This is a genomic window from Brevibacillus sp. MER 51, from assembly GCF_023714195.1.
Lineage (GTDB): Bacteria > Bacillota > Bacilli > Brevibacillales > Brevibacillaceae > Brevibacillus.
Map to the genome: position 1 here is coordinate 77,187 of NZ_JAMAUS010000012.1, position 13,827 is coordinate 91,013.

General features: G+C 48.3%; 12 protein-coding genes. 7 read left to right on the forward strand and 5 right to left on the reverse strand.

All coding sequences use genetic code 11. From position 1 onward, the window contains the following. Positions 1-183 precede the first annotated feature (183 nt). From M3630_RS23020 to M3630_RS23030, 3 genes are read left to right on the forward strand one after another with little or no spacing between them, the layout of a single operon-like run. The gene (locus M3630_RS23020) at positions 184-1,917 is read left to right on the forward strand and encodes a sigma-54 interaction domain-containing protein (RefSeq protein ID WP_251253668.1); all 1,734 of its coding nucleotides are present in this window, start codon (positions 184-186) and stop codon (positions 1,915-1,917) included. Further along, entirely contained in the window at positions 1,908-3,047 is a 1,140-nt protein-coding gene (locus M3630_RS23025) for a winged helix-turn-helix domain-containing protein (protein ID WP_251253669.1), read from the forward strand. Before M3630_RS23020 ends, M3630_RS23025 begins: the two co-directional genes overlap by 10 nt. A gap of 57 nt (positions 3,048-3,104) precedes the next feature. Then, entirely contained in the window at positions 3,105-4,361 is a 1,257-nt protein-coding gene (locus M3630_RS23030; RefSeq protein ID WP_251253670.1) for an MFS transporter, read from the forward strand. Here M3630_RS23030 and M3630_RS23035 read toward each other — a convergent pair. Together M3630_RS23035 and M3630_RS23040 are read right to left on the reverse strand one after the other, a co-directional pair. After that, on the reverse strand, positions 4,333-5,451 hold the full coding sequence (locus tag M3630_RS23035; protein ID WP_251253671.1) for a PQQ-dependent sugar dehydrogenase: 1,119 nt from the start codon (positions 5,449-5,451) through the stop codon (positions 4,333-4,335). The two genes, M3630_RS23030 and M3630_RS23035, sit on opposite strands and share 29 nt — an antisense overlap. Before the next feature lie 338 nt (positions 5,452-5,789). Then, positions 5,790-6,410: a PilZ domain-containing protein gene (locus tag M3630_RS23040; protein ID WP_173611298.1), complete on the reverse strand. Its 621-nt coding sequence runs from the start codon at positions 6,408-6,410 to the stop codon at positions 5,790-5,792. A 119-nt stretch (positions 6,411-6,529) separates the two neighbouring features. Here M3630_RS23040 and M3630_RS23045 point away from each other — a divergent pair, with 119 nt between their 5' ends. Beyond that, the gene (locus M3630_RS23045; RefSeq protein WP_007722723.1) at positions 6,530-6,703 is read left to right on the forward strand and encodes a YlaF family protein; all 174 of its coding nucleotides are present in this window, start codon (positions 6,530-6,532) and stop codon (positions 6,701-6,703) included. A gap of 11 nt (positions 6,704-6,714) precedes the next feature. On the opposite strand, the gene M3630_RS23050 is transcribed toward M3630_RS23045, so the two are convergent. From M3630_RS23050 to M3630_RS23060, 3 genes are all read right to left on the reverse strand, one after another. Then, positions 6,715-7,770, reverse strand: coding sequence for a tetraprenyl-beta-curcumene synthase family protein (locus M3630_RS23050; RefSeq protein ID WP_251253672.1), 1,056 nt, complete (start codon positions 7,768-7,770; stop codon positions 6,715-6,717). Positions 7,771-7,893: 123 nt separating this feature from the next. Continuing rightward, entirely contained in the window at positions 7,894-8,832 is a 939-nt protein-coding gene (locus M3630_RS23055) for a response regulator (protein WP_251253673.1), read from the reverse strand. 4 nt (positions 8,833-8,836) lie between these two features. Beyond that, positions 8,837-9,775, reverse strand: coding sequence for a sensor histidine kinase (locus M3630_RS23060; RefSeq protein ID WP_251253674.1), 939 nt, complete (start codon positions 9,773-9,775; stop codon positions 8,837-8,839). Between the two features lie 512 nt (positions 9,776-10,287). Here M3630_RS23060 and M3630_RS23065 point away from each other — a divergent pair. The 3 genes from M3630_RS23065 to M3630_RS23075 are packed head-to-tail and all read left to right on the forward strand — an operon-like array spanning position 10,288 to position 13,782. Then, a complete protein-coding gene (locus tag M3630_RS23065; protein WP_232774412.1) occupies positions 10,288-11,295 on the forward strand; it encodes a TAXI family TRAP transporter solute-binding subunit in 1,008 nt (335 codons plus the stop codon). Between the two features lie 6 nt (positions 11,296-11,301). Further along, positions 11,302-11,835, forward strand: a complete 534-nt coding sequence (locus M3630_RS23070; RefSeq protein ID WP_251253675.1) for a DUF1850 domain-containing protein — start codon at positions 11,302-11,304, stop codon at positions 11,833-11,835. Continuing rightward, positions 11,836-13,782, forward strand: coding sequence for a TRAP transporter permease (locus tag M3630_RS23075; RefSeq protein WP_251253676.1), 1,947 nt, complete (start codon positions 11,836-11,838; stop codon positions 13,780-13,782). Positions 13,783-13,827 lie beyond the last annotated feature (45 nt).

The window sequence follows — 13,827 nt, forward strand, 5'->3', positions numbered from 1 at the left end:
CAACGTACTCTGTCCACTTCTATTAGCATGAATCGTGCCAACTTATTCTCGTAAGCGCTATCGTGATGTCTATCCGACACATTCAACACATATGTACATTACGTGTTTATTCTTGTACACTTTTGATTAGATGTACAACAGGGACGATCCCTTTTCCTGTTAGTTTGGATAAGAGGTGACGATTTGAAACCGTTATTTTCGCTGGACAGTACGCTCTCTTCCTTTGCGATTCCGATTCCACCTGATATTGTCAAAATACGCACAGGTGAAACTGTAGGTGAATGGGTAGATAAAGAACGAAGAGGCAAAGTCGTTATCGTCTCTCCTACAACCACGCTCGAACAATCCATCAGCTACATTCTCGTTGGCCCAGGCGTTTCCGATCTGCCGACACTCGTCATCGTGGATGAACAAGGGACTCCGACGGGAATGGTCGAGCCATACCAGCTCATGACTGCCTTTGTCGTGTTAACCCAAAACCAGTCTGCCCTGCTCAGTACCTTGATGGATACGATGAGTGAGGCTGTCACCATCGTGGACTCCCGCAATGTCGTCCAACACTGGAATCGGGCAGCAGAAACGATTTATGAAATCGATCGCGAACAAGTCGTCGGAACTTCGCTCGATGAGCACTTCGCCAGTGAATCGATCCGCCTGCTCGATGCACTGCGTCAAGGGACATCTGTTCAACGTGTCTATCACATTCCTCGTCCAGACAGTCATGTACTCATTAATGCGGCACCGATTCGCCGTGAGGGCGAGATTATCGGCGCGATTTCCATCGAACAGGATATTACCGAGCTGGTTCGTCTCAATGAAGAATTAGCGCATACGACGGCCCATCTCCACAATTTGCAGCAAGAGATGAGCCGGTTTCAGGCAGCAGACGATCCTTTTTACGCGATCAAGGGGCATTCGGCCTCGATCCAATCCGCTATTGGTTCCGCAAAAAAAGTGGCGCAGACAGATGCCACTGTGCTGATTTATGGAGAAAGCGGCGTCGGAAAAGAGCTGTTTGCCAAAGCGATTCATCAGGCAAGTCGCCGACATGACAAGCCCTTTATTGCGATCAACTGCGGTGCCATTCCTGCTGCTCTGTTCGAAAGTGAGCTGTTTGGTTATCAGGGTGGTGCTTTTACCGGAGCCGAGAAAAAGGGCAAGCCTGGCAAGCTGGAGCTGGCGCATGGCGGTACGCTTTTCCTCGATGAAATAGGAGAACTGCCGCTAGAATTGCAGGTCAAGCTGCTACGTGCCTTACAGGAACGACAGTTTTACCGTGTAGGCGGAACAGAGCCGATCACCGTCAATACACGGATCGTAGCGGCGACAAACAGACAGCTGGAGCAAATGGTTGCAGACGGTCGTTTTCGCGAGGACTTGTATTATCGGCTGAACGTCTTTTCTCTGGAGATCCCTCCACTGCGCGAACGACGTGAGGATTTGCCAGAGCTCGTACAAATTTTCATTCATGAGTATTCGGTGGCCCATGACCACTCTGTACCACGCATCTCCCCCGAAGTCATGCAGGCGTTGTTCGAGTACAGTTGGCCGGGAAACATCCGACAGCTTCGCAACGTCATTGAACGTCTGTCGATCCTGCAAGAAAACGGTGTTATCTTGCCCGAGCATCTGCCGTCTGTCATTCGCAGTCACGCAGAACCCGCACACGTCTCTATGCTGACTCCGATGGGGGGAACGTATGCACAGCCGACCCCGACCCCGACGTCAATCATACGTTCATCAATTCCATCAAACCCTCCTCCACCTGCGAACGAGAAAGAGCGCATTCTGGCAGCGTTGGAGCGTACGTACGGGAACAAAAAAGCAGCAGCTGAGCTGCTCGGCGTATCTCGTGGCACCCTTTACAATAAAATGAAGAAGTTCAATATTAACGAGGAGTCTTTCAAATGGGATTGATAACATGGTCAGATCATACGTATCAAATCCATTATGCTGGGGAAACGATTGTCCTTTTGCCGAAGGAGTACGCCTTGTTTCAATTTCTGTACACATGGAAAAACCGGGCCTTTTCAAGGAGTGATTTGCTGGATCGCGTTTGGCCGTTGGAAGAGCCTACTGACCGTACTGTCGACGATCACATTTATCGCTTGCGAAAAAAACTGCAAAAGTGGTCTCATCTGCTCAAGATTGATACGGTCCGAGGAGTCGGCTACCGGCTTACGCTAAAAGAGCAGCAATCGCCTAGTCCATCCGCATTACACAGTGATTTCTCCGAGAACATCCAGAAGATGCTAACCACCTACCACGGCATGGGTATGGGGGCCGCTTTGCAGACGCTCTATGCGAATCAGCAAGTGCTTGGCTTCCAGATGGACTCTTTTTATGCTACCTATTTGCGGTTTGTTGCCGGTGACTTCGGCTGGTTCGTCGAGGATAACACTCCCATTTCCAAAAAGCTGTTTTATTTGTTCCATCTATACCATATGACAGAAATTGACTCGCAAAAAACAGTAGAAATTTTACAATGGGCTCTGAAAAACGCGAAAAGTATGCCTGAAAATTATCAGGATGAGATGCAGATCACCGCAATCAGTGTCTACGCCCAGGCCAAAGAATGGGAGCGAGCCAAAAAACAGCTGCTTCCTGCCAGGGAGGTTGTTGCGCGAGTCAATTCACCTGGCTTTCAACTCTTTTTTCAAGCGGAAGAAACCCTCTTGTATCTGCTCATGGGAGAGGTTGACGAAGCTGAGAAAGTTATTCAACGTTCTGAAAAGATCTTGCAAGAACTCCCTATGCAGCGTGAACTCGGCAGCTTTACCATTGCGCGCGGTCTTTGTCTGTACCATCGACAGGAGCTTGCCAAGGCGCGCCGCTTGGTCGATGAAGGTCTGGAGGTCTTACGAAGCACCAAGTTCGTCCCCCATCTCATTTATGGCGCACAAAAGATCTTGTTGTTCTTGAAAGACTTCGGCTACGACGCAGAATGGGAACGTAAATACCAAAAAATCTGGATGGAATTATCCGAAGAGTATCGGTTTGACTACTTGCAGAAAAAGATTCGGGCCATCATCTCATTAACTATCTGATATTCCTCTGACAAATCCCTTTTATCATCGAGTTAACAGATCGATGGAGGGATTTTTTTGTTAAAAGAAAATAGAACGTTTCGCACCCTGTTCATCTCGTACGGACTATCTACGCTTGGCGATTGGTTTGATTTTATTGCGGTATCCATCCTCTTGGGGTTTGTGTGGAAGGTTGATTCGATGACGATGGCCCTCCTGCCCGTTGCCTATGCAGCTCCAAGCATTTTGCTCGGGCAGTTTGCCGGAGTACTTGCAGACCGCGTGAACAAGGTACGAATGATCATGACCATGAATATCATACAGGCTGCTCTCACTCTGCTCCTACTTGCCATGCCGAATCCATTTTGGTTCCTGGTGGTCATTGCCTTGCGTTCAGGTGCTTCTGTCTTCAATGATCCGGCGCAACAGACCTTGACACGTCAAATCGTACCCGAGAATCAATTGTTACAAGCCTCTGCTTTGAATGGAGCCGTATTCCAGATGGGGAAATTAATCGGTCCACTTGCCGGAGGATTGGTAGCGGCGATTTTTGCCCCCGCCATTTGTCTGATGATTAATGCTTCGACCTTCCTTCTCTCTACTGGATTTCTGTTCACGATTCGCAAAGTGGAGAATACGTTGTCTCGTACATCCGCAGAAGAGCAACCTATCCCTTACCGTCAAGCATGGCAAGAGGGCTGGCGCATCTTTTTGAAAAACCGTATCCTGTTGTTCAGCACGATCTTCGCAACCATTACCTCGTTGGCGATTCAGTTGGCGGATACACAGCTTCCCGTGATTTTCCGCGAAAAGCTGCCCGACAATCCGGAAATGCTCGGGGTTACGGTCAGTGTCATTGGATTAGGGGCACTTGTCACCGTCACCTGGCTCCATCGTTTAAAAGAGATTCGTTCTTACGGGTGGGTGCTGGGCGGTGGCGTTTTGCTCATCGGAATTAGCTTTTCATGGATTGGATTTTTCCAGCCGGCTGATGGCATGTATTGGCTTCTGATTCCCGCTATATTGGCTGGAGTCGGAACAGGCCTGACTTCGGTCGGCGCCAATTATTTGGTACAAAAAGAAAGCCCTCCGCAAGCACTGGGCCGCGTAAGGGGAATTATCGATTCAATGACGAGTGCCACTTTCATTATTGCTCCGTTGCTCGGTGGCGTCATCATGACCATTTGGGGTCCAAATACCGCTTTTCTATGGGTCGGAATGTTAATCGCTTTGATTGGCGGAGCCGCTGTCCTCCTACAACGATGGATTTGGGGGAATCGAACAAAAGACGTGGCTGTTGCTACCGCTATGATTGGATCGGAACGAGTCGGATAATTTTATCGTCCCCTTCCCGCGGATTTCCACGACCATCGCGGTTGTTGGTCAACAAATAGAGTGTGCCGTCTTTTCCTTCGACCACATCGCGCAGTCGCCCAAACTCATCTTGGAACAGAGTAACAGCCTCCAACACCGTATCTGGTTGAGTAACGTCTAAGCTAATTTTCTGAAGCTGCTTACCCCTGAGGTTCGCTACGAGCAGTTGTCCTTTCCACGGCCCTTTGGATACAAACGTCATGCCAGAAGGAGCCCATGTCGCATCACCGCTTTGCAGGAGGGGGGATTTCATCCCCTCTTTTTGCTGTTCACCTGAAATGACCGGCCAGCCGTAATTGGCGCCCGGCTCGATCCGATTGATCTCATCGTGTGCAGTCTGGCCGTGTTCCGAGCTATAGAGTATCGCTGTATCCGGATACCATGCGATGCCTTGCGGATTGCGATGTCCATAACTGTAAACAGGTGAGCCTGAAAAAGGATTGTCGGCAGGAATGGTTCCATCCAGATTGACGCGCAAAATTTTTCCGGCGAGACTTGCCCGATCTTGGGCAACCATCGGCTCATGCGCATCGCCTGTCGTGATATAGAGACGCTGATCCGGACCGATTTTGATCCGACCTCCGTTGTGGATCGAGCTTCCCGGGATTTTGTCGAGAAGCACCTTGTCAATCTGTGCTGCGTTGTTTGCTTCCCGCAGTCGCAGAACACGATTGAAAGTGGCGTCTCCCTCTCTGTATGTATGGTAAACGTACAAGTAGTGATTATTCGCAAAATCGGGATCGAGCACAAGGCCCAACAGCCCACCTTCTCCCTCGCTTATGAACGGGGCAGGGAATGAGATGAGTGGCTTTGGCAGTAGCTTGCCTGATTGAATTACTCGCACTCTTCCTGGTCGCTCTGTAAAAAAGATTCGACCATCCGAGGCTATGTCTATGGCCCAAGGCACATCCAATTGATCAGCCAATACCTCCATCCGATAGGGAAGAGTCTGTTGAGCTGGCTGCGATTCTGTTGCAGGATTCGCTTCGCAAGCCACAACCGGCATACTCAAGATCAAGGTAAGCACACACACCATCCATTTTTTCCACATCTCACGTTTTCCTCCCTGCGCGATTTGTCCAATAAGAATCAGGAAGCATGCTAGAAAAAGTTTCGCTAGTGCACGCTTATGCTCCTTTTTCACTGCGTAAAAAATCGGTTTGGATGCCCTCCAGCAGTTGCCGAAGCTGAGGCGGATGTCCAGCTTTTAGAGCTTTTGCTTCATTCGTCATGAAGTCTATTTAGTTTTTTTGCCATTTCATCCTCTTTTATGCCTTTTCAAATGGTTGACTGAAGCCGCTTCTTCCCTCCCCTCCAGCCCCTCCAATCTCACTAGCCAAAAAAGGCAAAAAAAAAATTGGTCCCCATTGAACCAATTCACAAAAATACCTACTCAATATTCACTCGTCTTCGTTCCTCGATTTGTCGATGTAAAATGTACTTGCGCAAATTGTGAAAATGACGTGCATTGATTCCTTTGATCGTACAGCCATAAAAATAGTTCGGACCCTCTATTCGTTCATGTATGATAACCAGGTCAGTTTTCACTACCCCATCCGGGCGATTGCGACCATACAATTCAAAAGAAAAGACAATTTGCTGATCCGCAGGCATCTGTTTGTCTGAGCGGAATGCCAAGCCTCCCAGGCTCAAATTCACCAAGTACACCATTTGACTATAGACGGAAAAAAATGAGTCTGGCTCCTGCGTCGGATACTGGATCCAGCCCTTAACCTCCATGTCGAAACGGGGATAGCGCCTGCGCTGTTCCCGAAACTCAGCAGCTGTTGGAGAGTGGAACAAAAACAAGCGATTTTTGTCTTTAGCCACGACCACGGCTTCAAACGTACTGATCGTTTCATAGTCAGCCGTCAATAGACAAGGGATCTGATCCCCTACTGTGACTTCCAATGGGCCGGGAAATACGGCTTCGATCAAGTCCCCTTCTTCATAGGTAACATGACCTTCTATCACTCGATTCCCTTTTCTAATTTGTATTATGCTTTCCATCTGCGTTCTCCACCACTTCGCACAAATATATTACCGGGATTTCCGAAATCTTTACCTGGATGCTTTTCGCGGAAAATAAGGTATAATGGGAACATTGACAGATAGGAGGTTACAGACCGATGAATCGTTATCAATTGGTAACACTGGCTTTGGCATTTTTGGTAACCGCCTGTCTCATCGGAGTTGGCATTGCCATTGGGGAAAAAAGCCCCCTCGGTATCCTTGGCTGTATCGTTGTTGCCTTCTCGTTGATGGGATTTGGCTTTTCGTACAAGCGCAAGCATATGCGCTAACCTCTTCTCCGTTATCGCCGTACAAGCAAACTGTTCACATAAAACAGGACAGAGGGCAAGCCCTTAGCCTGCTTCAGTAGTTGTCTAGCGATAGTATAAATGTGTGGCTGGCTCCGATTTACCTTGCGATCTGCGAGATAAAACGCGACTAGCCCGTCCACGATCATACGGTGAAATGCAGGATTTGGCAAGCGTTTAACGCTTGCCTTTGCTTGTTTTATGAAAAGCTTCAAGCGTTCAGTCGCTATCCGTTCCGAATCGTAATAGCTCACGAAGTTTAAATCTCCACCCATTTTATCTTCTTCCAGGTCAATTAAATAGTCCAATAAAATATGTAACCCGCACAGCCACGGAAAGTAAGCTTCACTTACCGTTTGTATTTGCTCTTCCCCTACATCTGGATCAGTCGCCAAGCAAAAAAGAGCGAATATCCCGATGGTCGAGCCTGTGACAGCCGCAAATTCTTGCCAGTGCAAATCGTGATAGCGTTCTTTATACTGATCCCACCACGTCAACAAGTGATCCTCGCGCAAATGGGGAGCAATGTGCTTATATACTTGCAAATCGCTATACAAACAAGAAAACTCGAGTATCTTCGCCTGGACTTTTTCATAGGCTGGCAATTGTGCAACATGCTGTTGACAGGTCTGAACCAGCCCGGCCAAAAAGCCGCCGTCATCCTTATCCTCGCGGTACAAATAATAGTCTCGCAAGGGCGCGCCTGGTGTCAATGCATCCTGCATCGACACGTGAAGCTGACGGAAGTCTTGCGGGTCTAGTGACGTGCTGCGATCACACAGATTATCCAAGTAGTCGCTGATTGTTTGATAGGCGACAATCAGCGGAACAATTGTCTCTACATGCGGGATGACCTGTGCTGCATAAACACATCCCCCTTGGCAGTGAAACTTTTTGGAGTTCATGCTGTCTTGTGCCTGTTTTCTCAGCTCGGGATTGGGAATCGCCTGTGCTCTTTTGTACCAGGCCGCAAACTCCCGCTCCAGAACAGGTTGCACATGACGATAGACTCGGTATAGTAGCTGCCATGGATTACGTAGTTCGCTCACTTATTTCCCTCCCAAAACAAATGGTAAACGAAAGACATTCCGAAGCTTTTACCAGCTTACATCGAAGCCTTCGCTCATGACCAATAGAAATATCTTATCACATTTGGATGCCCACTCCAAAAGTCAGCCCTGAAATACACCAATTCGCCTTTTTGACTCCATATAGAGTACGAAAATAAACTTTTTAGTATTGATACGAGTAGAAGAGATCGTCATTTCCTTCTGCTTCTCCAGTTCCAGCATGCGTTTTCGCACCTCGGTAAAATCAAAGAATGTGGTCGCGTAGCTCTCAAATTTGGGATTGCTGTAATCGGTCAGCCCAAGGGAAGCCAGATGGGTTAATGCCTGATAAATGGCTCTGCGAACCCGCTGCTCAGCGGCCTTCGTTTCCTTTTGGATCAGGACATTCACTCCCTTCCCCAGCTTGAGGGCTGCAATCGCCCAAAAAATATCGCGTAAAGGAGGAAGATTTACTTCTCCATCCCTTTCCTTCTCCCAGCGATACAGCCACTCCATCATGTCGAGCAAATCTTTGCTGCCTTTTTCGCTAATCATTCCCAATTCAGTCAAGAGAAACCGTGCGGAAGACAAGATGCCTTTTTCCGGAAACGATGCTTCTTTTGAGGGAGCTGCCGTCACATTCATGCTGCCGGACAAAACGGAAAGCGACCGCTGAATACCCTCGATGGATTGTTGGAGCAATATGCGTTCCCGTACCTTTTGCAGGACACTGATGACCTCCAGGCGATTCACCGGTTTGGTCACGTAGTATTCGACTCCTGCCGCATACGCCTCAGCGATCATCTCCTTCGTTTCGATTTGCGAGATCATGACAATTTTGCCTGTAAAACGCCTCAGTTGGCGCACCGTTTCAATGCCATCTCGATTCGGCATCAAAAGATCAATCAACAAGATGTCTACTTGCTTCCAATTCAAAAAATCGTGGTCTATCTGTGAGCCGTCCTCAGCTTCCCCACATACCTCTCCCAAATCAGCATCCTCAATCATTTGACCGAGCATGAATCGAATCCCAGGATCATCGTCCACGATGAAGTAGCGCATGAGGTCACCCTTTCTGAATCAGACTTGCGATTGGCAGGCGAATGCAAAATTGTGTCGTTTGTCCGTATGAGTCCTCGGATAAATCAATCATTCCCTGGAGGCTGTCTGTCACTTCCTTTACGTATGAAAGTCCGATCCCCGTGGATGGTCTGCCCGATACGTCATATTTGGTCGTGAATCCAGGCATGAACAAGAGCTCCTTGTCCTTCACCACAATGCCTGGCCCATCATCGGTTACACGAAAATGAATCCACTCCCGACTCTCGTCAATCGTAGCCACGATCGATACCATCCCCCGGTCACGAATGGCTTCGACACTGTTGCCGACCAGATTGTTGATAAGTGAGAGTGTCGTGTAAATGTGGCAAGCGAGATACGGCACCTCCACATTTGTTTCAAACTGAATGTCCTTCTCCAACATTCTTGCGTACTTTCGTTGGCCCTGAACAATGATCCCTATCAATTCGCCAAGTGGCATGTAGTCTCGATCATTCTCGTCAGAAATCAGCTTGGAGAGGCCTGCATATATGCGTTGATTGTCCTTTTTTACTTCATGTACTTGTCCGGCAAGGGACAGCAACCGCTTTGCGTATCGTTTACCCGTCCCATTCTTTTGTTCCATCTCGTTCATTTCGCGATACAGCTCATAGCAGTTGCGCGTGATTTCCTCAACCTGATGCAATGTCTTTTTTAGAAGAACAGATTCCTCGTACAAATTGGAAATGAGTATCAACATCTGCTCATTTCGATTACGCTGTTGCTTTTCCATCCATTTCGCCTGACGCAGCTGAATTATATTGAAAAAACCAAGTACAAAAAAACTGCGTATCAACGCAATGACGGCAATCGGTCCTACGACCTCCAACTGAAAGACTCCCTCCCAGGACACTGCACGGAAGGACAGCTCTACCAGATTCGCTGCTATTTCTGCGACTGTCCCCAACAGTCCCACCCAAAGCGGTCGATGATGTAGCATATTAACGCGAAAGAGCGAGAATAGACAAACAAAGGTAGCATAATAACAAAATGCGGGGAAGTGCATCTGAAGAGAAGACAGAAACGAAAAGACATCTCCATACACAAAATCCAAGACTATTCGAAATAGAACAACAATTAACCCTGTTACTATCCCTGCTAAAAAAGAAGGACGCAGCCACAATAAAAAAAAGAAAAAAGCCGTTGTACCAAAACTGATGCGGAAATCATCTTGAAACGGGTGAAATTTGAGCTCTCCGGCAATCGGGACAGCAATGAGCATAAGCAGCAGGATTGAAATGGTTTCTCTCATAAAATGTTGCCCGCACTTCCTCATAAGAAGTTGTTCAAAAAATTCGTCAACGTTTATTTCCTAGTTTACTATATTTTTCTATAGATTTTTGTAGTTTTTTATAGACCTCCCCTTACAATGCCGTAGAAAGCCATATAAACAGAACATTTAGACTAGGGGGAATTATCTTGAAGAAGCGTCATTTTCTTCTCTCGCTCACACTGCTTCTGTCCATGTCGCTCATGACAGCATGTGGAGGTGGCGGGAACTCTGCACAAGGAGGTGCAGGTGGGGGCAGCTCCAACTCAGGAGGAAGCGCCGATCCCTCCCAATTAATTATTGCAACAGGCGGTACAGGAGGCACTTATTTCCCACTCGGCGGCGGCATGGCTGACCATATTACGAAAAACGCTGGGATTACTGCTACAGCACAAGCCACAGGCGCTTCAGCAGAAAACATTCGCCTCCTTCGCGATAAAAAGGCGGACATCGCCTTTACACAAAACGACATTGCCGAGTATGCGTCAAAAGGAACGAACATGTTCCAGCAAGACGGTAAAATTGATTCCTTCCAGGCATTGGGCGCTCTCTACGATGAGACCATCCAAATCGTGGTCTCTGCTGACAGCAATATTAAAAGTGTTGCCGATTTGAAAGATAAGCGCGTATCTGTTGGAGCTCCCGGAAGCGGTACGGAAGTGAACGCCCAGCAAATTTTGGAAGCATACGGGATGACCTTTGAAGATACCAAGCTCCAGCGCCTCTCCTTTGCTGACTCCGCCAAAGCCATTCAGGACGGACAATTAGATGCTGCCTTCCAAACCGCTGGTACGCCTACCGCAGCAATCACGGAGCTGGCAGCGACAACTGGTGTTAAAATCATTCCAATAGACGCGGACAAAATCGATGCAATCATCGCCAAATACCCTTACTACGTGAAAACAACCGTGCCTGCCAATACGTATCAAACCGTTCCAGAAGAAGTGACAACTGTCTCCGTCAAATCGATGCTTTTGATTCGCTCCGATCTCAGTAACGACCTCGTGTACAAAGTAACAAAGGCAATCTTTGAGAACAGCGACAAGCTCGGTCACGCCAAAGCCAAGGAAATCAAGCTGGAGAACGTGAAGAACGGCGTCAGCATCCCTGTTCACCCGGGTGCCCAAAAGTACTTCGACGAAAAAGGCGTGAAGTAAAGCCAGATGGTTTTTATCCAGGCAGTAACAAAGGGAAGAGGGCGGACGTTGTTCCGCCTTTTCTCCTTCCTACTTCTCGTCCTTGTCATTTATGTAGGCATCTCCACTCCGCTGTTTCCCGCTTTGGTTATTCGGGATACACAGTCAAATCAAGTAGTTTGGAGTGCCAACATACAGGATGAAGCAGTCTTTGGCATCCGCTGGACTCATTCCATCCATCGCTCCACAATCGAGGAGCAATACCGGATTGTAGACAATCAAATTATTTTGTCAGAGATGAGCTTTCACGACTACGGTATCGGCATGGAAAATGAATTGGCTCCTGGCGAGAAGCTGGTTCTGGCCGATGGACGATTCCACATTCGCAATATGCAGCGTTCTTTTCCTGCCCTACGGCTATTTATCGGGCAAGTACGGGCTAATCATACGTTGCTTTTCGCTGGACAGGATATTCCGTTGAGTTTGATCGACAAGCCGGGAGAAGCCATCACGATTCAGGCAGAAAAGCGATCCATTTTGAGCGAGTTAGGAGGTTACTAGATGAGTACAGCATCGAATATGAACCAGCAAGAGATGGATAAGCTGATCGCGCAATACGACAAAGAATCAGCCACACGCCAGCTCGCGGGTCCCATGAAGTGGATCTCTTTTGGTCTACTTGTCCTCTTCTCCCTGTACCAGTTATCCAGCACACTTTTCTTTACATTGCCTCCCCAGATTCACCGCCCGATCCACTTGGCTTTCGGGCTAGCACTTGTCTATCTGTTATATGCGGGGACATCCAAAGGGAACAAGCACAAAATCGGAATCGTGAACATGATTCTCGCCCTGCTTGGAGTCTTCGTATCATTGTATTGGGTCATTGACTACGAAGGACTCGTGACCCGAACAGGCAACTATACAACATTGGATATGGTGGTCGGCGGTATTGCTGTCGTGCTCGTCCTTGAGGCCGCACGACGAGTCGTCGGAATTCCAATCGCTCTCATCGCCACTATTTTTCTTTTATACACCTACCTGGGACCTTATATGCCCGGCTTTTTGGAGCATCGCGGCAATGATGTCGAGCGGATTATCGGACACAGCTACTACACACTAGAGGGGATTCTTGGTACTCCACTCGCCGTTTCCTCTACCTTTATCTTTTTGTTTGTACTGTTTGGTGCGTTTCTCGAAAAAACAGGCGTCGGTGAGTATTTTAACGATTTGTCGCTGGTCATTGCAGGTAGACGTATCGGCGGTCCGGCGAAGGTAGCCGTTTTTTCCAGCGCCCTGCAAGGAACGATTAGCGGCAGCTCTGTTGCCAATGTCGTTACCTCTGGTGCCTTTACCATCCCGATGATGAAACGACTCGGCTATCGCTCCGAATTTGCCGCTGCGGTGGAAGCCTCGTCCTCTACCGGGGGACAAATCATGCCGCCTGTCATGGGAGCTGCTGCCTTTTTGATGGCGGAGTTCATCGGTGTTCCTTACTTGGAAATCGCCAAATCAGCGATTCTTCCTGCGATTTTATTTTTCGTAGGGATCTGGATTATGACGCATTTTGAAGCGAAGCGACTCGGATTACGCGGACTCTCGAAGGAAGAACTGCCGAACAAAAAAGAAGTGTTGAAAAAAATGTACTTGCTCCTCCCCATCGTGATCATTATTACAGCCTTGATGATGAACATCTCCGCCGAGCGGGCAGCGATTATCGGTATCGTCTCTACGATTGTCGTAGGAGCCTTCCGAAAAGAAACCCGCATGTCTGTTGCTGATATTTTTGCAGCGCTTGCCTCTGGTGCCAGAATGGCTCTCGGCGTCGTGGCCGCAACTGCGTGTGCCGGAATCATTGTCGGTACGATTACGTTGACAGGGATTGGGTTGAAGCTGGCAAATGGTCTGATTGATCTGGCTGGCGGCCAGCTTTTGCTTACGTTGTTCTTTACTATGATCGCATCGCTTATTTTGGGAATGGGAACGCCAACAACGGCGAACTATATTATCACTTCGACCATCGCGGCTCCAGCGCTCATTCAATTGGGCGTTCCTGCTATCGCGGCTCACATGTTTACCTTCTACTTCGGAATTGTCGCAGACATCACACCACCAGTTGCGCTTGCTGCCTTCGCTGCTTCAGGCATTGCCAAGTCAAAGCCAATCCAGACAGGCGTAGAATCAACGCGGCTATCGATCGCCGCTTTTATGGCTCCCTATATTTTCGTCATCTCGCCAGCCTTGCTGCTGATTAATACCACCTTGCTGGAATCAATCTGGGTCATGCTGACATCTATACTTGGGATGATCGGAGTAGGCGCAGGATTGATCGGATACTGGATGTCCAAGCTAAACGTATTGGAGCGAATCCTGGCCATTGCTGGTGGCGTGCTCGCGGTCATCCCCGGAATTGAAACAGATATCGCCGGCTTTATTTTGATCACACTCGTATTTGCCCTGTCGTATTACAAAGCCCGGAAGCAAAAGCAATCTGTACAAACGACACTGTAAGAAACAAACAAAAAACCCTCCCAAGCGTTCGTTTCCTGTTGTCAG

Coding starts and splice junctions, on each gene's coding strand:
- M3630_RS23045 (WP_007722723.1), top strand. CDS start 6,530: ATGAATCGTTATCAATTGGTAACACTGGCTTTGGCATTTTTGGTAACC.
- M3630_RS23055 (WP_251253673.1), bottom strand. CDS start 8,832: ATGCGCTACTTCATCGTGGACGATGATCCTGGGATTCGATTCATGCTC.
- M3630_RS23025 (WP_251253669.1), top strand. CDS start 1,908: ATGGGATTGATAACATGGTCAGATCATACGTATCAAATCCATTATGCT.
- M3630_RS23070 (WP_251253675.1), top strand. CDS start 11,302: ATGGTTTTTATCCAGGCAGTAACAAAGGGAAGAGGGCGGACGTTGTTC.
- M3630_RS23035 (WP_251253671.1), bottom strand. CDS start 5,451: ATGTGGAAAAAATGGATGGTGTGTGTGCTTACCTTGATCTTGAGTATG.
- M3630_RS23075 (WP_251253676.1), top strand. CDS start 11,836: ATGAGTACAGCATCGAATATGAACCAGCAAGAGATGGATAAGCTGATC.
- M3630_RS23040 (WP_173611298.1), bottom strand. CDS start 6,410: ATGGAAAGCATAATACAAATTAGAAAAGGGAATCGAGTGATAGAAGGT.